A 19,156-nucleotide genomic window follows, 5' to 3' on the forward strand; every position below is an offset into this window, starting at 1 on the left:
TGCCGAATACGTTTGTAAATTGTCATCGCCGTGTAAATTAAAAGCTCGATTTGCCGTGACGTTAACGTCCGCGAACAAATCGAGCTCTACTGCCTATACACGAGGCATTCCCTCCTTTATGTTATTTTCTGTTATAGTGCAAAGATTAAATCGACTACTACATTTACCATTACTAGCGTATGAATCCCTGCAAATAGCCATGCACGTTTATCTAACTGTTTCACTGTTAATGTGTTCATCAGTGCCACCTCCATGTTTGATTAAATTTATTATAGATCAGCACATTTTAAAATTCAACAACTTTATGTCGAAAAACAAAATATTTTGTACTTTAAACAAAAATGTTGTTGACATGATATAAAAATAATAAAGTCATGCTATACTACTACATAATAGAAGAAAGGGTGATTTTTTTGAAAAAAGCTTTAATCGTCATTGATTATACGGTGGACTTTGTGGCAGATCACGGTGCACTTACATGCGGAGAGCCTGGTCAACAATTAGAACAGCCGATTTACGCGTTAATTGAACAATTTGTAAATGAACATGAATACATTGTGTTCGCATGTGATTTACACGAAGAACATGACCCCTATCATCCGGAGACAACATTATTCCCCCCACATAATATTCGTGATACAAAAGGACGCGACTTATATGGGTCCATTCAAACACTGTATGACACAATTGCACATTTACAAAACGTATACTATATGGATAAGACACGCTATTCAAGTTTTGCTGGTACAAACTTAGCACAACGTTTACGTGAGCGTGGCATTCAAGAAATTCATTTAGTCGGTGTTTGTACAGACATTTGCGTATTACATACGGCTGTAGATGCGTATAATGAAGGTTTCTCCATTGTCGTACATGAAAATGGTGTCGCAAGTTTCAATGAGCAAGGACACGCTTGGGCATTAACGCACTTCACAAATTCACTTGGTGCGACAGTCATTTCTGCACGCTAGCTAACATGACGAATTTTAATACTTTTTCACTATTTATCGTTCGATGATGTTTATATAAATCAAATAAAGGCTATAAATAACTAGGCGCACTAATAACAGTTTTTAACTTTTTTCAAGAACGACTATTTTTTCAAAAGGAGTGAACGTAATTATGATTAGCTTTATTTGGTATTTAATTATCGGTGGTATTTTAGGTTGGTTAGCCGGCGTTATTTTAGGCAAAGACGTACCAGGCGGCGTGATTGGTAACATCATTGCTGGTATTATCGGTTCATGGATTGGTTCAATGATTTTAGGAAGTATGGGGCCACAAGTAAGTGACTTTTACATCTTCCCAGCATTAATTGGTGCCATCGTATTAATTTTAATTGTAAGTTTCGCGTTAAAAGCTTTAGGTCGCGGTACTTCACATTAAGGTTTGCGCCTACTCAACATGAGGAGATGCACCTCTCCTCTATATAAAAAACCACAGCGAATGTTCATTCGCTGTGGTTTTTTTCGTGACGACACAATATATTACTGCACCTGTTGCTCCAACTTTTTAAGGTTTGCTTCATATAGTTCAAAATAATATAAAATATTTGATACGTACGCATTACTGTGATTGTATTGATAAATCGCGCGCTCTAAATCACCATCTGCTGCACCGTAACGCGATAAGAAGTTTGCCGCACTATACGTAGCATCGACGATATTAAAGGGGTCCGCTACTCCGTCACCATCGCCATCAATGCCGTAGCCCCCGTACTGCGTAATTGTCGTAACACTGATTTTTTCAGCTTGTGGTATGTCCCCTTTTCCTTTATCGCTACAGGTCGGATGCTCCCACCCAACAAATGTACACGGCATAAATTGAAACGGTCCTTCTGCGCCAGCCGACGATACATCTGACTTCATCGTCGAAAAACGTGTTTCGACACGGTGATGTGCAGCCAGTAATGTCCACGGAATGTCATATGCTTGTGCAGCTTCCATATAAACCGGAATATACTTCACAGGGATTTCAAGGTCAAAGCCAAATACATGTTCCACCGTTTTAGTTACCTCTTGTGCAACAGACTGCACCTTTTGCACAGTCGGAATATCACGTAAATCTTGCCAAGAAATAAATAAAAAGGTGTACATTACAAAAATTGTGGGTATAACAATCATGATAAGAGTGATTTGTTTCCATTTGCTTGCTTCATATTGCTTTTTTGTTGGGCGCATCATGAATTCACCATTCCTTTTTCCTTTTGTATCCTTTTGAGGATTGAATTTCATGGGTGAACAGGATACAATACATCTCTAGACATCATATCATAATTTTTATTGGAGGTTTCTCTATGTGGAAAGAATTTAAAGAATTCGCCATGAAGGGCAATGTTATCGATCTTGCTGTAGCCGTAGTTATCGGTGCTGCATTCGGTAAAATTGTATCTTCGTTAGTAGACAACATTATTATGCCATTAGTCGGTGTGTTAACAGGCGGTGTTGACTTCACAAAATCATTTATTTGGACAGTAGGAGAAGCGCAAGTACAATTTGGTATCTTTTTACAAGCCATCATTGATTTCTTAATTATTGCCTTTGCTATCTTTATGTTTGTACGCGTTCTGAACAAATTAATGAAGAAGAAAAAAGAGGAAGCTGTCGAAGAAACAGCTCCAGAGTTAGACACGAAAGAAGAGATATTAGCTGAAATTCGCGATTTACTAAAATCACAAAACACACTACGCTAATAACTAAAAACCCTTCAGCAATGGGCATTGCTGAAGGGTTTTTTCATGCTTCGTGCGACTCCTGCAGAAGTTAACGATTGTGTCGGGACCCACGAGCCATTTATTGCCCTTTTAATGAACCTATTTTCATGCGAAACAGGGTTCTATTTTAGCAGTTCTTTTTATATACGCCTCATTACCTCACATTCCTTTATCCTCCTATACAGCCACACAATGTAGGCAATTTCACGACTTTTCACGAGAAAGCCTTGTGTAACAATTCTTTCAATGGTAAATTGATAGAAATGTTCATCACTTTTCGGAATATTACCGTAAATATGAACCTTCTATATAATCTGACTAGAAAAGAGTGAAAGTATGACACGTTCAATCGAAACAAAATTAGTGCAATTAGGCAATTTATCAGATGCCAAAACAGGTGCGGTCAACCCACCGATTTATTTATCTACTGCGTATAAACATACAGGTATTGGCGAATCAACGGGTTATGACTACACACGTACAAAAAACCCAACACGTACAATTTTAGAAGAAGGCATTGCAGATTTAGAAGGCGGCGACCAAGGTTATGCATGTAGCTCAGGAATGGCAGCCATTCAACTAGTCATGTCTCTATTTAAACCAGGTGACGAAATTATTTGCCCAGATGACTTATACGGCGGCACATACCGTTTATTTAAACATTTTGCTGATATGTATAACATCCGTACAATCTATTCAAAGTTTGAGTCAACAGAAGCAGTTGCGGCACTTGTGACAGAGAATACAAAAGCCATCTTTATCGAAACACCGACAAACCCGTTAATGCAAGAATTCGAATTAACACAGTATGCGGAGCTTGCACATGCACAAAACGCGTTGCTTATTGTCGACAATACATTCTACACACCATACTTCCAACGACCAATGGAATCAGGTGCAGATATCGTTATCCACTCTGCTACGAAATACATCGGTGGACATAATGACGTATTAGCAGGACTTGTTGTCGCAAAAGGACAAGCTTTATGTGAGCGTCTATTCTACTTACATAACGGCATTGGTATGGTATTATCACCGATGGATTCATGGTTAGTCATTCGTGGGTTAAAAACGTTACACTTACGTTTAAAACAGCACGATAAAAATGCGAAAGCGGTTGCCGCGTATTTAGAAACAGAAGCACTTGTAACAGATGTTCTGTATACCGGTAAAGGCGGTATGTTATCATTCCGCGTCAGCGATGAAAAATTAGTAGACCCATTTTTACGTAAAATCGAGCTCATTACATTTGCGGAAAGTCTTGGTGGTGCAGAAAGCTTTATTACATACCCTGCAACACAAACACATGCAGATATGCCGTATGAAGAGCGTGTCGAGCGCGGTGTATGTAACCGTTTATTACGCTTCTCTGTCGGCTTAGAAGATGCGGACGATATTATTGCAGATTTACGCCAAACATTTGATGCACTTCGCTCGGAGGTGTAAACATGGGCAAACATATCGAAACAGCGTTAATTCACGGGGCGATTCGTGAAGGCTACGCCGATAAAAAAGGTGCGGTCAACCCACCGATTTATTTATCATCAACCTTCCATCAAGAGTCGATTGATGATTTCGGTGAGTACGATTATGCCCGTTCAGGTAACCCGACACGTGCGGCACTTGAAAAATGTATCGCGGAACTAGAAGGTGCACAATTTGGTTATGCGTTCGCGTCAGGGATTGCAGCCGTTACAGCGCCCCTTATGACTTTGTCACAAGGCGACCATATTGTCATTACCGAAGATGTATACGGTGGGACGTATCGTTTAGTAACGAAGCTATTGCCACGTTACGGCATTACGCATACATTTGTTGATTGTTCAGATTTAGCAGCGGTGGAAGCAGCGATTCAGCCAAATACAAAAGTATTGTTTATTGAAACACCGTCGAACCCAACGCTTAAAATTACCGATATTCGCGGCATTGTGGCGATTGCGAAAAAGCACAATCTGAAAACATTTTTAGATAATACGTTTATGACGCCGCTTCACCAGCGAACAATCGAGATGGGTGTCGACGTTGTCATTCATTCAGCGACAAAGTTTTTATCAGGACATTCTGATATTATCGCAGGTGTTATCGCAACAAATGACCCACAATTAGCTGAAGACATTTACTTTATTCAAAATTCATGTGGCACAGCGCTTGGCGTACAAGATTGCTACACATTAATTCAAAATATTAAAACGATGGGTGTGCGCTTTGAAGCCGAAACGAAATCAGCACAAATTTTGGCCGAGTTTTTACACAACCATCCAAAAGTAGAGCACGTATACTATCCTGGTTTACCGACGCACGAAGGCTATGACATTCACCATAGCCAAAGTACATCAGCAGGAGCCGTGTTATCATTCCGCTTAAAAGATTACGCAGCAGCAAAAGCATTTGCTGAAGCGACAGAAATTCCTGTTTTTGCAGTAAGTCTTGGTGGCGTTGAATCGATTTTGTCATACCCGCCAAAAATGAGTCATGCAGCGATGGAGCCAGAAGCTCGCGCACAACGCGGCATTACAGACGGCTTACTACGCATGTCTGTCGGTTTAGAAAATATCGACGACTTAGTAGCAGACTTTGCACAAGCACTTGAAAAAGTAGATGCCTAACAAAAAAACACTTACAACGAGCAAATTCGTCGTAAGTGTTTTTTCATTTCGGTACACTAGATGAAAGGAGGCTTCTCTATGACACGTATTTTAGCCATTAGTGATATTCACGGACAATATGACGAGCTCACTTGCTTACTCGAGCTCGCACACTATAATGCTGACCGCGACCAGCTCATTTTATGTGGTGATTATGTAGACCGTGGTCCAAAATCTAAGGAAGTCGTTGAACTTGCTCAACAACTAGAACGCCAAGGCGCAATTGTATTATGTGGCAACCACGAAGCGATTATGTATGATGCTTTTTATGGCAGCTACGAGGGCATGTGGTATCATTGGCTCGACACATGTCGCGGCGATGCAACATTACGTAGCTACGGTATTGACCCACATAAAACGTCACCGCATCATAAGCCTCGTACAAAAGCGCTAACGAACACATTGCAGTGGATGCATACATTACCGCTTTATTATGAAACCGATGACGCCATTTTCGTACATGCAGGTGTCAACGACAAACTGCCACTGCATAAAAATTCTAAACGCACATTATTATGGGTACGCGATGACTTTCATGACAATTATCGTGGCAAAAAGCATGTCATATTTGGGCATACAACGACACCCCGCCTTCATCGCGACCCACACAATTCATCGGTTTATTTCGGTGACAATCGCATTATCGGCATTGACGGAGCATCGTCACTCGGTGGTCAACTTCATTGTCTTGAATATCCTTCGCTGCATGTTTATTCAGTCTAAATCAGCCACACAAAATCAAATGTAAACCATATGGCCGCAATGAATGCGAGCAGTAATAAATTTAACGTAAACCCGACATTTTCACGGGCAAAAAATGCGCCAAGCGCGCCAATAAAGCAAAGCGCTTGGGCATATACATAAATATAGCCGTCAATTTGTAATAGCACCTGCACAACTAACACTAAAAATGCGCTAATAAAACAACAAACCCCGACTACAATTCCTATAATACTCATCGTCGTCACTCCTACCCTATCTTTTGCATTATCGGCACAATTGACAACGATTAAAAGGTTTTTTCAAACAACTGCTGTGCCTGCCCCGCTTCAAAATCAGCCAGTGTGAACGTCTGTAATTCTTCTTTTGTCACATGTGCTTGCTGTGCTAAACGATTTGCTTGCAGCGTTGCTAACTTTTCAAACACATTGCGAATATAGCGTCCATTTGAGAAGTTTGGCAATTGCTCCACCGGCAAGGCTTGCAACTCTCGGTAAATAGCCGCAGCAAACGCCTCTTTATATCTATAGTCATGTTTGTCACATAATTGCTCAAAAATGCGAAACAATTCATCGGTCGTAAAATTTTCAAATGCGACAAAATGATTAAAACGCGATTTAAAGCCTGGATTTGCCTGTAAAAAGCGTTCCATTAATTCCTCATAACCTGCCACAATAATGACTAAATCATCGCGTAAATCTTCCATTGCTTTTAATAAGCTATCAATCGCCTCTTTACCAAATACATCTTTTTCTTCTTGTACAAGCGCATATGCTTCATCAATAAACAGCACGCCACCTGTCGCCTTTTTCACGACCTCTTGTACTTTTAAAGCCGTTTGTCCGACATACCCTGCCACAAGCCCTGCTCGGTCAGTTTCAACAAAATGACCACTTGACAGGACACCGAGCAATTTGTAAATACGCCCAATAATGCGCGCAACGGTCGTTTTCCCGGTCCCTGGATTGCCGGTAAACACAAGGTGATACGTCATTTGCACGCTCGCTAAACCGTGGTCTACACGCATGCCTTGAATTTTAATAAAATGGATTAAATGTGTCAGTTCCCGTTTCGCATTTGGCAAGCCAACAAGCGACTCTAGCTGTTGCTGCAGTGCCTCTATTTCCTGTGCTACTTCGGGTGTAATGCGCATGCGCTCACCACCTACAAATTCCCCGCTATAAATCACTTTACCGTCGTCATTATACGCTTCACCACGTCCATGTCGCACACCGTCTACAAATTCACCTTTATACACTATATTGCCGTCTACATATAAACTACCAACACCGGTCATTTCATTATCACGAAAGGCACCGTCATATTGTAAAGTACCGTCAACTGTATAAAACTGTCCCGTGCCGTGACGTTTACTATCAAAAAAATAACCGTCATATTTTATCGTATTCGGTAATGCGTCATGTACGTCATAGTATTCGATGGCTTTTCCTGATAGTTCCTGCCATAAAAACTCACCTTCATATTGCACTGCCCCTGATGGGTAATACTGTACACCTTGCCCCTTCTTCATCCCTTGCAAAAACGCACCTCGGTAATACGGACGGTCTACGTACCCATATTGTTGTCGCACAATCATATGCTCCGCTAAAAAATCATGCGGATAATACAACACACCTTCACCACTATATTGGTCGTTTACAAATTGTCCCTCATATTGCACCGACCCATCTGCAAAGTACGTTCGACCAAAGCCTTGCTTTTTCCCTTTCACAAATGTTCCTTTAAACTGTAGCTTGCCATCCACATACATTTCTCCGTCGCCGTGTTTAGCATGCTCTAACCATTGCCCGCTATACATCACATGTCCTTGTCGGTCATATACTGTACCAAAGCCGTCATAAATATCATGCCCAAATGTATTTTTTTTCGTATTCCCTTCATACATAACTTGCCCATTTTCATAATAAATTGTTGTCGTCACTTTCGTTCACCTCTGCTCTATCGTACAAAATTTTCTGAAAGTTTACGATACTTTTAACAAAACTTTTCATTTCTTCGCGCAAAGAAGGACAACATAAAAAAACAATATCGAACGAAAATCAAAATATGATATGATAAACCGAGTTGTGTACAAAAGGAGTTTGAAAAATGAGGTATCAGCAACAATGGTTTCATAATATTCGCGGCGATATTTTAGCAGGGATGGTCGTCGCCTTAGCACTTATTCCCGAAGCAATTGCCTTTTCGATTTTAGCGGGCATTGACCCAATGGTTGGCTTATACGCTTCGTTTACAATTGCTATTATTTGCGCATTTTTCGGTGGCAGACCTGCGATGATTTCTGCTGCAACCGGTGCCATGGCACTTGTCATTGTGTCACTTGTCAAAGAACACGGTTTGCAGTACTTACTCGCAGCTACGATTTTGACTGGAATTATTCAAATTATTTTCGGCTATTTAAAAGTCGCGAAACTCATGCGCTTTATTCCGAATTCCGTCATGATTGGTTTCGTCAATTCACTGGCGATTTTAGTATTTATGGCGCAATTACCACACTTTATCAATGTAACATGGATATCTTATGTATTTGCCGGTGCAACAATCGCACTGATTTACATCATCCCTAAATTGATTAAAGGTATTCCAGCACCACTTATTACGGTTGTGCTTTTAACGCCACTTGCAATATATTTAAGCGTAGATATGAAAAATGTAGGCGACCTTGGTACAATTTCACAAAGTTTGCCAACATTCTTTATTCCAGATGTACCATTTAACTTTGAAACATTGCAAATCATTTTGCCATATGCACTTGCATTAGCAGTAGTCGGTTTAATGGAGTCACTTTTAACAGCATCCATTTTAGACGATATGACGGACACACCTTCCGACAAAAATAAAGAAGCGCGCGGGCAAGGTATCGCTAACTTTGTCAACGGCTTCTTCGGTGGGATGGCGGGCTGTGCCATGATTGGTCAATCGGTGATTAATGTTCGGTCAGGTGGACGTGGTCGTTTATCGACATTCGTTTCCGGTGCGTTTTTAATGTTTTTAATCCTCGTTTTAGGGGATTATGTTGTGTCCATTCCAATGCCTGTATTAGCTGGAATTATGGTAACGGTATGTATCGCACAGTTTGACTGGTCATCCTTCCACTATATCCGTACAGCGCCTCGTGCAGATGTGATCGTCATGCTCGCAACTGTTGCGTTAGTTGTGTGGACACATAACTTAGCAATTGGTGTTATCGGTGGTGTATTTATTAGTGCGATGTTCTTTGCAGCCAAAATTTCGAAGTTGCGTATTGAACGTATTTCGACAAAAGTTATCGTTCACGGACAGCTATTTTTCGCTTCCACAGAACAGCTTGTGAAGGCGATTGACGCAATGGAATTCCACGATACGAATGTCACGCTTGATTTTTCAAATAGTCAGCTATGGGATGATTCTGCCGTTGCTTGTGTGATGCGTATTGAAGAAATGCTAAAAAAAAGCAACTGTACACTTACAGTCATTGGTGTGAATGCTAGCGGAAAAGAATTACTGGCTAAATATCACCTATAAACACCAAAAAATGCGGTGCCACGTGATGGGCATCGCATTTTTATTGTTCGATTAATTGTTGTAAATCTTTCGCCATTTGCTCAATAGGCACAGCGTTATCATCTTCGGCATAGCCTGTGTAATTTTTAACAGCAATGCCATCCTCATTGACTAAATAAAACGTAATGCCATGAATCACTTGGTCTGATGTTGGGTCATCTTGCACTAATGTTTTAAATGAATTTCTCGCAAACTGTGTAATAAACGTTTGGTCATAGCCCGTTAAAAGTTGCCATTTTGATTCATCTGCTGGCTCATAAAACGATAAATATTCGGTTAATTTTTGTGGTGTATCGACATCTGGATCTACAGAGAACCCAACAATATGATAGTCTTCCACCCCTAATGTTGCAAGCTCCTGTTGAATTTGCGTCATATTAAATGTCATCGGTGAACATACAGTAACACAGCTTGTAAACATAAACATCGCTAAATACGGTTTACCAGCGAATGTCTCATTCGTTACGGTCTCACCTCGGTGATTGGTCATCGTAAACGATTCGACTTCCCAGTTCGTATCCGCTTTAAATTGATAACTGCTACAACCACTTAGCAGTAATACACAAAGGAAAACTGCGATTACTTGCTTTTGCATTTCCTATCACCCCTTACATCTATCTTATCGTACGCACGATAAAGCGACAAGCTCTCAAAGTCTCACAATTTTGTGAAAAATCGTTCATTTAATCGTTGAGAGCAACTGAATCATTGCATCGAGCTTCGTTTCAATGCGATGTAATAAATAAAAAGCAATCGCTACTGGAAAACCAACCGTTGAAATAAACTCCATCCATGGTTCCATGTCAACACCTCCCCCATACATATAAAAAGACTTGCCTTTAGTTCCCTAAAGACAAGCCCTGTTTATTACGCAATCACTGGTGTGACAATGCGCTCGACATAACGCGCACCTTTAATGCTTTGTAGTGCCTGCCCTTCTTGTTCAATAATCGATGCCGTAATCATCGTCTGCATCGCCGCTTCAATTGTAGCAGCAGTCAAATTTGCCTGTGGTGCATCGACCGTATACGTTTTTGTTTTATCGCCTGTCATTGTAAATAGCAACTCTAACACTTTCGTCATAACCGTGTCACCTCCTCTATTTTCGATCTGTCACGTTACACTGGTTGCACTGCATATTGTGGAACAATTTGTACGTCCACTAATGGATGTGCACTTAATGAGCTAAACGCCGCGGCAAATTGATACAATTGCTCCGATGTTGCGTTTTCACGAACATGTGTAAAGCTTTTTGTGCTAAATACAACTGCACCGCCTTCGTTAATCCCTTCATCCAACGTCAGACGTAACGTTGCTTTTTCAAATACTTTCGTCGCCATATTGCTCACCTCCTTTTCGCGCTTATATAACAAATTCCGTCGAAAAAGAGGACATTTTGTTTTGTTTTTTTGCAACATTAGTCGGTATAATAGAGAAAAGGAGGCGAGATGCATGAGTGGCATGTTTTCTACATTTATTGTTGGATGGATTATCATCATGGTTGTATTAATGGCAATTGGTGGTTTTTTTATGTTCCGCAAATTTTTAAAACAGCTGCCAAAGCAAGACGGGAAATCGGAGCTTGATTGGCAAAACTATTATTTACATAAAACACTCCACCTGTGGCAAGACGAACATAAAGCATTACTGAATGAATTAACTGCACCCGTTCCCGAGCTGTTTCGCCCCGTTGCAAAAGAAAAAATTGGTGGTATGATTGGCAAATTAGCAGTAGAAGAACGGGCAAAAACATTAACGCTCGACTTAATTATTCGCGGTTATATTATGGCTTCACCAAAACGGGACCATAAATTTTTACGTAAAAAATTGCATGAAATGGATATCGACCTCTCTCCATATGAACATTTATTACAAGACAACACAAAACAGGCAGTGTCTGAATAAATAAGACACTGCCTGTTTTTATGATGGCCATAAAGGCACAATTATATACACATACATACACCATAATAAAAATAAAATGGCCGCAATGCGGATAATTCCAACAAAGCATCCCGCTAACTGAAATGATAACCAAATAAGCGCTGCGATAATGACGATAAATATAACAAGTTCGATAACAATCACCTCACTCCTATATATACGTTGTATCATTAAAAAGGTTGCAACTATGCTGAAACTGTAACGCTTTTAACCCCTATAAAAGAAGCACCATCTGAAAACACGTTTGTTTCAGATGGTGCTTCTTTTATGTTTGTGCATCGCTATCATTTCACATGGCATCGATGCGTGTCATTCACATATTTAATGTCGCTTTTAGTTTCTGATACTTAATGAGCATCGCTACTCGCCAGCAAATAATCATTGAAAAGGCTAATAAGAAGAACATACCTGCAAGTTCTCCAATATCGAGCGTATCTTGTAGTACAAGCTTCATCACAATACGCACGGCCAATAATCCAAATAAAATAATGATAAATGCCTTTGATTTCTTCAAGAAAATTTGTTGCGCGCGCACTTCGAATTGCGTTTTCCAAATAAGAAAAATGGAAAATACTGCGCCTAATAAAAATACTTCAAGTATTTGCATCGGTGCGATTCGAAATGGTTCAAAAATGAACATCAATGCACCTGTTGACATTGCAAATGGTGGAATAATAATTCGCTTTGCATTAATTGGTCGTAAATGCGCACGCATACGCATAACGGTTACACCGATACCCATACAGAGCGCCAACACTGTTGAACCAATCAATAAATAATGTGAAGGGATTGCCTCTAACATTTTCGTCCCTCCTTCGTTCACTTACGTTCCGATTTTTACATCGTTAGCACTTGGTCTAACACTTCTTTTAAACGACTCGGCTCAAACGGCTTTGTAATAAATTCTTTTGCACCGCTTTGTAAAGCACGCTTCATAAGCTTATGTTGGCCGAGTGCGGTGACCATCACAACTTTTGCATGTGGGTCTTGCTGCACAATTTGCTCAAGTGCATCGACGCCATTCATAATCGGCATCGTTACATCCATTGTGACGATATCTGGTTGGTATTGCTTATATTTTTCAATTGCTTCTTTACCATTTGATGCTTGTCCAACAATCTCATAGCCCCATTTTGTTAACATATCACTTAATGCTACACGCATAAATAATGCATCATCGACGACTAACACTTTTGGCATATTAACGCCACCTCTTCCCCACTCTTTATCTTTATCTTATTTTAGCAGACTAAAAACCAGTAAATCCACCAAAAATAGGAGAAAGGATGCGGATGATAAAAGTCATACCGTCGAAGAACAATAATATACCGACCGCAATCATAATGTAACCGCCAGCTTTAACGATTATTTGACTATGCTTGCGTATCCATCCAAGACGCGCGATAAAAAATGAGAGTACGAAAAACGGAATCGCAAATCCTAAAAAGTATGCAAGCATATACGACATAGCTGCATCTGGATTTGTGCCACCTAACGCAATAATTGCCATTAAAATTGGACCTGTGCACGGTGTCCAACCAGCCGCAAATGCAAGCCCGATAATAGCACTCCCAATATAACCTGATGGACGATTCGTAAAATGCACTTTACGGTCCTTCATTAACCAATCAATTTGTAGCCAACCTACTATCATTGTACCAAATAATACGATTAAAATAGCGCCAATTTGTCGCAATAAGTCTTGATATGTCACAAAAAAATCACGTGCGAGCGAGGTGCTAAAACCAATCGCAATGAAAATGATTGAAAAGCCGATTAAAAAACTTAATGTATGTAAAATCGCTCGCTTTTGCATCATCCCCCGTTCATTTTTTAACGCATCGACACTCATCCCCGTAATATACGATAAAAATGCGGGATAGAGTGGCAATGTACACGGCGAAATAAAACTTAAAAACCCTGCACCAAATGCTAAAAAAATATTCACATCTGCCACTTCATCGTCAACTCCTATCTGCTTCTTCCATCCTACCAAAAGTCATAAGAAATTACGCTTGTTTGCTCTCTTAATTTTTTCATTTACGCTTATGATGCAACTTTATTCATCCGACGATGTTGTCGATAGGTCGCCACTGAAAAAATAAACAATGACAACCAAATAAAGCTAAAGCCAATGATATCTGCTTGTGAAAATGTTTCGCCGTATAAAAACAGACCGAATAGTAACGTCATTGTTGGCGTCATATACTGTAAAAACCCAAGAACATATAACGGTAAGTTTTTTGCAGCCACCGCAAAACAAACAAGCGGAATAATCGTTACAAGTCCTGACACGATTAATAATACGTCAGTTGTCCAATGAATGTGTAAAAATGCAGCCTGTCCTTGTTGCCATTGGTACACCATATACCCTAGTGCAATTGGCAAGATAAGCAGCGTTTCAAGGGCAACAGAATGTAACGCCTCTAGCTGGACTTGCTTTTTCATAACCCCATATAACGCAAATGACACAGCTAATGTTAACGCAATAAACGGTATTTCACCGTAGCTCACAATCATAATCGCTACACCTATGGCCGCAATTGTAATGGCAATTTTCTGCCCACGTAGTAATGTCTCTTTATAAATAATAACGCCAAACACAATCGATAATAACGGATTAATATAATAGCCTAAACTTGTATCAATAACATGATGGTTGGCAACCGCCCAAATATACATGAACCAATTCACCGAAATACATACCGAGGCAAAAAATAAAATGATGGCTTTTTTCGGAGATTCAATGAGTTGTCGCACAACGTCGGTAAAACGATGCCACTTGTTTAATACAATCATCGCTACAACACTAAAAACAAAAGACCAAACAATACGATTGGCCAAAATATCAAAGCTATTCACATGTGCAAGCAATGTCCAAAAGAGTGGAAATAGCCCCCACATGACATATGTAGCGATGCCATTTGTAAAACCTAATTTTGCATTCACACGAACATTCCTTTCCATCATTTTTCCTTGTTCAATTATAGTCCTTCTTTTAATAAACAACAATGAGCCAACACAAATAGCCAAATGGAGTTTCTTCCTATTATATAGAGACTTGCTCATTTCTTCACAAGCGAAATTATATTTGTTGTATAACAATACGCAGATGCCTATTTTTGAAATAATGCACATTTCTAGCATATTTTCATTTAAAAGAGGGATATCGGCCAAAAACGCCACGTTGTGTGGCAAGACAGATGTGACAAACATCGTGTTTGCCTCCGTACCGCAGAAAAGCCTGCTCGAAAATTTACGACGACGAAAGCAGAAAAGTGTTAGGAGAAATGACCAGATTTCTCCTAACACTTTGTTTTGTCTCAGCCTCTTTTGGTTCCAATCTCTTTATATCCCCCACTACGCGCTATAAACCGTAGTAAGTTGTCATTTATAGTTACTGATTCATTTATTGTGATGTATCACGTCGCTCAAAAAATAATTCATAACAAGCAGGTACGACAAATGCTAAACTTAGCGCACAAATAATATTCATCATTACGAGCTGTTTTGAATAGACGGTATTTATAATAAAATAATCTTTTATAAAACAAAGCATCAATAGAATCATTGCATGGTCAATATACGTAATGATTTTCTGTTGCATAATTTCTCCCCCACATAACATAGTGCTGTTAGTAACAGCATACGGCAAAACAAATAGAAATACAAATTAATCTAAAAATATTTACTTTTCTGACTTCTTATATTAAAGTATTATATATTATAGAAAGGAGCGTGGTTTTCATGCAACAACTGACAACTCGATTAGAAGATAAACGCATAAAGCTGCTTATTTTATATGCTTGCTTTAGCTTATTCATTATCGCAACCACGTTACCGATAACGATTTTACTGCTACCATTTATTGCTTACACATGTAAGCGGCTTTATATACAGCTCCAACAACAATCACTCGATCTATTTACGGTTACATTTGAGCTAGGTGGTATTTTAAGCACAACAGCTATTTTTATTACGCTACATACTGTACTCTACTAACTTACGTTGGAAAGTTTCCAACGTAAGTTTTTTTGTTATACTGAATTATGTAAAACATTCAAAATAAAGAAAGTAGGGATTGTATGGGTTTATTACAAGTTGGAAAAGATGCAGCTGCTGGTGTGCTTGAAGACCAATGGCGTGATTACTTTTATGTGGACGCGTTGCCAGCTGATATTTTAATGGTAAAGGCAAATCGCCGAACAGGAAAACGCTCGAATAATAAAGGTAATGACAATATTATTTCTGACGGTTCGATTATCGCCATTAATGAAGGACAATGTATGATCATTGTCGAACAAGGGCGTATTGTAGACTTTAGTGCAGAGCCTGGTGAATATGTATACGATTTTTCTACAGAGCCGAGTATTTTCACTGGTAGTTTGAAAAACTCGATTATCGAAAGCTTTAAACAATTTGGCAAACGCTTCGTTTTTGGTGGTGAACCTCCGAAAGACCAGCGCCTCTATTTCGTGAATATTAAAGAAATTCCAGGCAATAAATACGGTACACCTGCACCCGTACCATTCCGTGTAGTGGACCGCAATATCGGTCTTGATATCGATATTGCCATTCGTTGCCACGGTGAGTATTCCTATACAATTGTCGACCCGATTTTATTTTATAAAAACGTTGCTGGAAATGTACCAGATACATTTAACCGCGCGCAAATTGATAGCCAGCTAAAATCAGAGCTGATGACGGCACTTCAGCCGGCATTTGCACAAATTTCTGCACAAGGTGTGCGTTATAGTGAAGTACCTGCACATACAACACAGCTTGCACAAGCATTAAACGAAGTGCTATCGGCTTCATGGACAAAAAAACGCGGTATCGCTGTATTTACATTTGGGATTAGCACATTAAAAGCATCTGAAGAAGATGAAGCAATGATTAAGCAATTACAAAAAAATGCGGTATTCCGCAATGCAGATATGGCAGCTGCCAATTTAGCAGGCGCCCAAGCTGATGCGATGATTAATGCGTCTAAAAATGAAAACGGTGCGCTCGGTGGCTTTATGGGCATGAATATGGCGCAAAATGCAGGTGGCATTAATGCGAATGATTTATACGCGACAAGCCAACAACAAAAAGCACAACAACCTGCCCCACCGCCACCTGTGTCGGCAACTGGGGCTGTTTGGACATGTACATGTGGTGCCGCCAATAGCGGTAAATTTTGTTCTGAATGTGGTGCAAAACAGCCGAGTGCAGAAGCTGACCACTGGACATGCTCATGTGGCACACAAAATAAAGGCAAATTTTGTTCAAACTGCGGTACACAAAAACCTGCTGCCCTTCCTACTTACGCTTGCAATAACTGTGGTTGCATGCCAGCAGACCCGACAAATCCGCCAAAGTTTTGCCCTGAGTGTGGCGATGTATTTGATGACGCAGACAAACAATAAAGAGGTGTTTGCATGACACGTGATATTGAAACAAATGAAGTAACGGTTGAATTTGATACGGAATGTCCGAGCTGTGCTGCATCGATTGCATTTGACCCCGCAAGTGGATTGCTAGAATGTCCCTATTGTGGCTACCGCGCGGAAATTCCGATTCCTGAACAACAGCAAGATACGATTGCACGTGAAATTAATTTCCACGATGCACAAGCACGCGGTAATTTTGACTGGGGCGTTGAAAAAAAGCGTATTATTTGTGAAGCATGTGCAGCAGAAACGATTTACGATGCCCTGCAAGTAGCTGACACTTGTCCCTATTGTGGCTCACATCAAGTCATGGAAGCCAGCGCGTCCGATACCCTCGCACCAAATGGCGTTATCCCGTTTGCTGTCACAAAACAGCAAGCTGGTGAAGCGTTTCATCAATGGATTAAAGGACGTATTTTCACGCCGTCAAAAGCGAAAAAAAGTGCGAAACCGGATGCGTTTCAAGGTGTGTATATGCCGTTTTGGACATTTGATACAAACACAATGAGCCATTATTCTGCACGCTACGGCATCAATCACTACTATACGGACCGTGAAGGCAAAACACAGGTCGAAACAAAGTGGTATAGAACGAGTGGCATTTACCAACAGCACTATGACGATTATTTAGTATCGGCGACGAATCGTTATGACCGCGATATGCTCGCTAAAATTCAGCCATTTGATTCGAATAATGCAAAAGGCTATAAACCCGAATATGTCGCTGGCTTTTTAGCAGAGCGCTATAGCATCGGTTTAGATGATGGCTGGCGTATAGCACAGCAGGGGATTCATGGTGATTTGGATAGTCAAATTCGCCAAGAAATTCGCATGCGTCATCGTGCAGACCATGTGCAAAGCTTACAATTTTCGACAACTCATGACGATATTACGTTTAAATATGTGATGCTGCCGATTTGGCTTTCGTCGTTCCAATATAAACAAAAGTTGTATCGTTTTATGGTGAACGGACAAACAGGAAAAGTCGGCGGGGACGCACCAATTTCTCCGCTGCGTGTTGCTATTGCCATTATGCTCACGATGCTCGTTATCGGCATTTTTTATGTGTTATTTGGCGAAAGCAGTTATTATTAGTAAAAAGATGTTTAGCCTTCTAAGAGATGGGAATACATTAATTGTAGAAAACAATTCATTGAAGAGGTGTCCTTTATGACAATTGAAAAACAATTAAACGAATTAGTAGCATCTTGGTCAATTCTGTATACGAAACTGCATAACTATCATTGGTATGTATCTGGACCAACATTCTTTACATTACATGCGAAGTTCGAAGAGTTATATACAGAAGCGGCTCTTCACTTAGATGAGTTAGCAGAACGTATTTTATCACGCGGCGAAAAACCAGTCGCTACATTAAAAGAGCAATTAAAAGTATCATTAGTCGACGAAGCAAAGGGGACAGAAAATGCTTCGCAAATGGTGCAACAAATCGTCAAAGACTTTACAACCGTTAAAGAAGCATCGAAACAAGTAATGGATGCCGCAAGTGAAGAAGGCGATGACCGCACAGAAGATTTATTAAACGGTATTATCCAATCACTCGAAAAACATGCATGGATGTTAAATGCCTTCTTAGGTGACAATCCGAAAGAATAATAAAAAGGTTGAACGGGCGCATCACACTTCCCCGTTCAACCTTTTTTTATAATTGCGTACGTAAATGACCTAACAATACATTATCGCTGTGTACTGTAAAACGTGCCTCATTTACTTGTAATTGATGGTCGCTACCAACGATAATGCGCTGTGGCACAACTGAAGCGGCTGTATACACATCAATCGTATAATCAACGAGTGGTGCTTGCTGTGATGGATACAGCTCCATCGAAAAGGATGCCTGCATAATTTCATCAATTTGAACACGATCACGAATTGTGTAGACTACGCCGCTACCATCTGTAATGACTAACTTTTCAATATGTGCCTCACCGATGATGTCTTTTAGAACATCGCCAAATAGTTCAATCTCATCTAACGACTGTACACCTTTCCATGCGACAACACCAAGTACGCCTAATACTGTCGTCAACCCTACAATTAGTCTTTTCCTCACGCCATCACCCTTTCTACGCTTCTTCTTATTGTACTAAAAAAGCGAAACGACGAGAAGTAAT

The 19,156-nt window shown here is 40.1% G+C and carries 26 protein-coding genes; 12 read left to right on the top strand and 14 right to left on the bottom strand.

All coding sequences use genetic code 11. The annotated features are described in order from the left end of the window. Positions 1 to 413: 413 nt before the first annotated feature. Positions 414 to 971 carry a cysteine hydrolase family protein gene (locus tag A6M13_RS14045; RefSeq protein WP_066547788.1) on the top strand — a complete coding sequence of 186 codons (558 nt, stop codon included), beginning with the start codon at positions 414 to 416 and terminating at the stop codon, positions 969 to 971. Positions 972 to 1,122: 151 nt separating this feature from the next. Continuing rightward, complete coding sequence (locus A6M13_RS14050; RefSeq protein WP_066547790.1) at positions 1,123 to 1,386, top strand: GlsB/YeaQ/YmgE family stress response membrane protein; 264 nt, start codon at positions 1,123 to 1,125, stop codon at positions 1,384 to 1,386. Positions 1,387 to 1,487: 101 nt separating this feature from the next. On the opposite strand, the gene A6M13_RS14055 is transcribed toward A6M13_RS14050, so the two are convergent. Next, entirely contained in the window at positions 1,488 to 2,183 is a 696-nt protein-coding gene (locus A6M13_RS14055) for a lytic transglycosylase domain-containing protein (RefSeq protein WP_066547792.1), read from the bottom strand. Between the two features lie 113 nt (positions 2,184 to 2,296). Here A6M13_RS14055 and mscL point away from each other — a divergent pair, with 113 nt between their 5' ends. The 4 genes from mscL to A6M13_RS14075 all read left to right on the top strand — a co-directional run bounded on the left by mscL (position 2,297) and on the right by A6M13_RS14075 (position 6,081). Beyond that, on the top strand, positions 2,297 to 2,692 hold the full coding sequence (mscL, locus tag A6M13_RS14060; protein ID WP_066547798.1) for a large conductance mechanosensitive channel protein MscL: 396 nt from the start codon (positions 2,297 to 2,299) through the stop codon (positions 2,690 to 2,692). 357 nt (positions 2,693 to 3,049) lie between these two features. Beyond that, positions 3,050 to 4,159 carry a methionine biosynthesis PLP-dependent protein gene (locus A6M13_RS14065; RefSeq protein ID WP_066547801.1) on the top strand — a complete coding sequence of 370 codons (1,110 nt, stop codon included), beginning with the start codon at positions 3,050 to 3,052 and terminating at the stop codon, positions 4,157 to 4,159. Positions 4,160 to 4,161: 2 nt separating this feature from the next. Further along, entirely contained in the window at positions 4,162 to 5,319 is a 1,158-nt protein-coding gene (locus A6M13_RS14070) for an aminotransferase class I/II-fold pyridoxal phosphate-dependent enzyme (protein ID WP_066547804.1), read from the top strand. Between the two features lie 78 nt (positions 5,320 to 5,397). Then, positions 5,398 to 6,081 (top strand): metallophosphoesterase, encoded by a 684-nt coding sequence (locus A6M13_RS14075; protein WP_066547808.1) that lies wholly within the window; start codon positions 5,398 to 5,400, stop codon positions 6,079 to 6,081. Here the strand turns inward: A6M13_RS14075 and A6M13_RS14080 are convergent. Further along, positions 6,078 to 6,317: a hypothetical protein gene (locus A6M13_RS14080; protein ID WP_066547809.1), complete on the bottom strand. Its 240-nt coding sequence runs from the start codon at positions 6,315 to 6,317 to the stop codon at positions 6,078 to 6,080. The two genes, A6M13_RS14075 and A6M13_RS14080, sit on opposite strands and share 4 nt — an antisense overlap. A 50-nt stretch (positions 6,318 to 6,367) precedes the next feature. Next, complete coding sequence (locus A6M13_RS14085) at positions 6,368 to 8,020, bottom strand: AAA family ATPase (RefSeq protein ID WP_245669334.1); 1,653 nt, start codon at positions 8,018 to 8,020, stop codon at positions 6,368 to 6,370. Positions 8,021 to 8,187: 167 nt separating this feature from the next. Between A6M13_RS14085 and A6M13_RS14090 the strand changes: the two genes are divergently transcribed. After that, positions 8,188 to 9,603, top strand: a complete 1,416-nt coding sequence (locus A6M13_RS14090; protein ID WP_066547811.1) for a SulP family inorganic anion transporter — start codon at positions 8,188 to 8,190, stop codon at positions 9,601 to 9,603. 40 nt (positions 9,604 to 9,643) lie between these two features. Here A6M13_RS14090 and A6M13_RS14095 read toward each other — a convergent pair whose 3' ends face one another. The 4 genes from A6M13_RS14095 to A6M13_RS16380 form a co-directional block, all read right to left on the bottom strand. Beyond that, complete coding sequence (locus A6M13_RS14095) at positions 9,644 to 10,237, bottom strand: SCO family protein (protein WP_066547812.1); 594 nt, start codon at positions 10,235 to 10,237, stop codon at positions 9,644 to 9,646. A gap of 84 nt (positions 10,238 to 10,321) precedes the next feature. Beyond that, positions 10,322 to 10,444: a YvrJ family protein gene (locus A6M13_RS16050; protein ID WP_083998379.1), complete on the bottom strand. Its 123-nt coding sequence runs from the start codon at positions 10,442 to 10,444 to the stop codon at positions 10,322 to 10,324. Positions 10,445 to 10,509: 65 nt separating this feature from the next. Continuing rightward, positions 10,510 to 10,725 carry a DUF2922 domain-containing protein gene (locus A6M13_RS14100; protein ID WP_066547813.1) on the bottom strand — a complete coding sequence of 72 codons (216 nt, stop codon included), beginning with the start codon at positions 10,723 to 10,725 and terminating at the stop codon, positions 10,510 to 10,512. A gap of 35 nt (positions 10,726 to 10,760) precedes the next feature. Further along, positions 10,761 to 10,982: a DUF1659 domain-containing protein gene (locus tag A6M13_RS16380; RefSeq protein WP_066547814.1), complete on the bottom strand. Its 222-nt coding sequence runs from the start codon at positions 10,980 to 10,982 to the stop codon at positions 10,761 to 10,763. Positions 10,983 to 11,094: 112 nt separating this feature from the next. Here A6M13_RS16380 and A6M13_RS14110 point away from each other — a divergent pair, with 112 nt between their 5' ends. Next, on the top strand, positions 11,095 to 11,547 hold the full coding sequence (locus A6M13_RS14110; protein ID WP_066547819.1) for a DUF2621 family protein: 453 nt from the start codon (positions 11,095 to 11,097) through the stop codon (positions 11,545 to 11,547). 18 nt (positions 11,548 to 11,565) lie between these two features. Here the strand turns inward: A6M13_RS14110 and A6M13_RS16385 are convergent, their stop codons facing one another. The 6 genes from A6M13_RS16385 to A6M13_RS14135 all read right to left on the bottom strand — a co-directional run bounded on the left by A6M13_RS16385 (position 11,566) and on the right by A6M13_RS14135 (position 15,193). Continuing rightward, a complete protein-coding gene (locus A6M13_RS16385; protein WP_169817455.1) occupies positions 11,566 to 11,730 on the bottom strand; it encodes a hypothetical protein in 165 nt (54 codons plus the stop codon). Between the two features lie 169 nt (positions 11,731 to 11,899). Beyond that, on the bottom strand, positions 11,900 to 12,388 hold the full coding sequence (locus tag A6M13_RS14115) for a CcdC family protein (protein ID WP_066547820.1): 489 nt from the start codon (positions 12,386 to 12,388) through the stop codon (positions 11,900 to 11,902). Positions 12,389 to 12,423: 35 nt separating this feature from the next. Next, a complete protein-coding gene (locus tag A6M13_RS14120) occupies positions 12,424 to 12,786 on the bottom strand; it encodes a response regulator (protein WP_066547822.1) in 363 nt (120 codons plus the stop codon). 49 nt (positions 12,787 to 12,835) lie between these two features. After that, positions 12,836 to 13,543 carry a cytochrome c biogenesis CcdA family protein gene (locus A6M13_RS14125; RefSeq protein WP_066547823.1) on the bottom strand — a complete coding sequence of 236 codons (708 nt, stop codon included), beginning with the start codon at positions 13,541 to 13,543 and terminating at the stop codon, positions 12,836 to 12,838. 89 nt (positions 13,544 to 13,632) lie between these two features. Then, positions 13,633 to 14,535, bottom strand: coding sequence for an EamA family transporter RarD (rarD, locus tag A6M13_RS14130; protein ID WP_245669336.1), 903 nt, complete (start codon positions 14,533 to 14,535; stop codon positions 13,633 to 13,635). A gap of 460 nt (positions 14,536 to 14,995) precedes the next feature. After that, complete coding sequence (locus tag A6M13_RS14135; protein ID WP_066547825.1) at positions 14,996 to 15,193, bottom strand: hypothetical protein; 198 nt, start codon at positions 15,191 to 15,193, stop codon at positions 14,996 to 14,998. A gap of 140 nt (positions 15,194 to 15,333) precedes the next feature. Between A6M13_RS14135 and A6M13_RS14140 the strand changes: the two genes are divergently transcribed. The 4 genes from A6M13_RS14140 (at position 15,334) to A6M13_RS14155 (ending at position 18,638) form a co-directional block, all read left to right on the top strand. Next, positions 15,334 to 15,588, top strand: a complete 255-nt coding sequence (locus A6M13_RS14140) for a hypothetical protein (protein WP_066547826.1) — start codon at positions 15,334 to 15,336, stop codon at positions 15,586 to 15,588. Between the two features lie 83 nt (positions 15,589 to 15,671). Beyond that, entirely contained in the window at positions 15,672 to 16,997 is a 1,326-nt protein-coding gene (locus tag A6M13_RS14145; protein WP_066547828.1) for an SPFH domain-containing protein, read from the top strand. 12 nt (positions 16,998 to 17,009) lie between these two features. Then, complete coding sequence (locus tag A6M13_RS14150) at positions 17,010 to 18,116, top strand: TFIIB-type zinc ribbon-containing protein (protein ID WP_066547830.1); 1,107 nt, start codon at positions 17,010 to 17,012, stop codon at positions 18,114 to 18,116. 75 nt (positions 18,117 to 18,191) lie between these two features. Next, positions 18,192 to 18,638 (top strand): Dps family protein, encoded by a 447-nt coding sequence (locus A6M13_RS14155; RefSeq protein ID WP_066547832.1) that lies wholly within the window; start codon positions 18,192 to 18,194, stop codon positions 18,636 to 18,638. 46 nt (positions 18,639 to 18,684) lie between these two features. On the opposite strand, the gene A6M13_RS14160 is transcribed toward A6M13_RS14155, so the two are convergent. Next, positions 18,685 to 19,095 (bottom strand): hypothetical protein, encoded by a 411-nt coding sequence (locus A6M13_RS14160; RefSeq protein WP_141680969.1) that lies wholly within the window; start codon positions 19,093 to 19,095, stop codon positions 18,685 to 18,687. Between the last annotated feature and the right edge of the window lie 61 nt (positions 19,096 to 19,156).

This window comes from Caryophanon tenue, assembly GCF_001700315.1.
Lineage (GTDB): Bacteria > Bacillota > Bacilli > Bacillales_A > Planococcaceae > Caryophanon > Caryophanon tenue.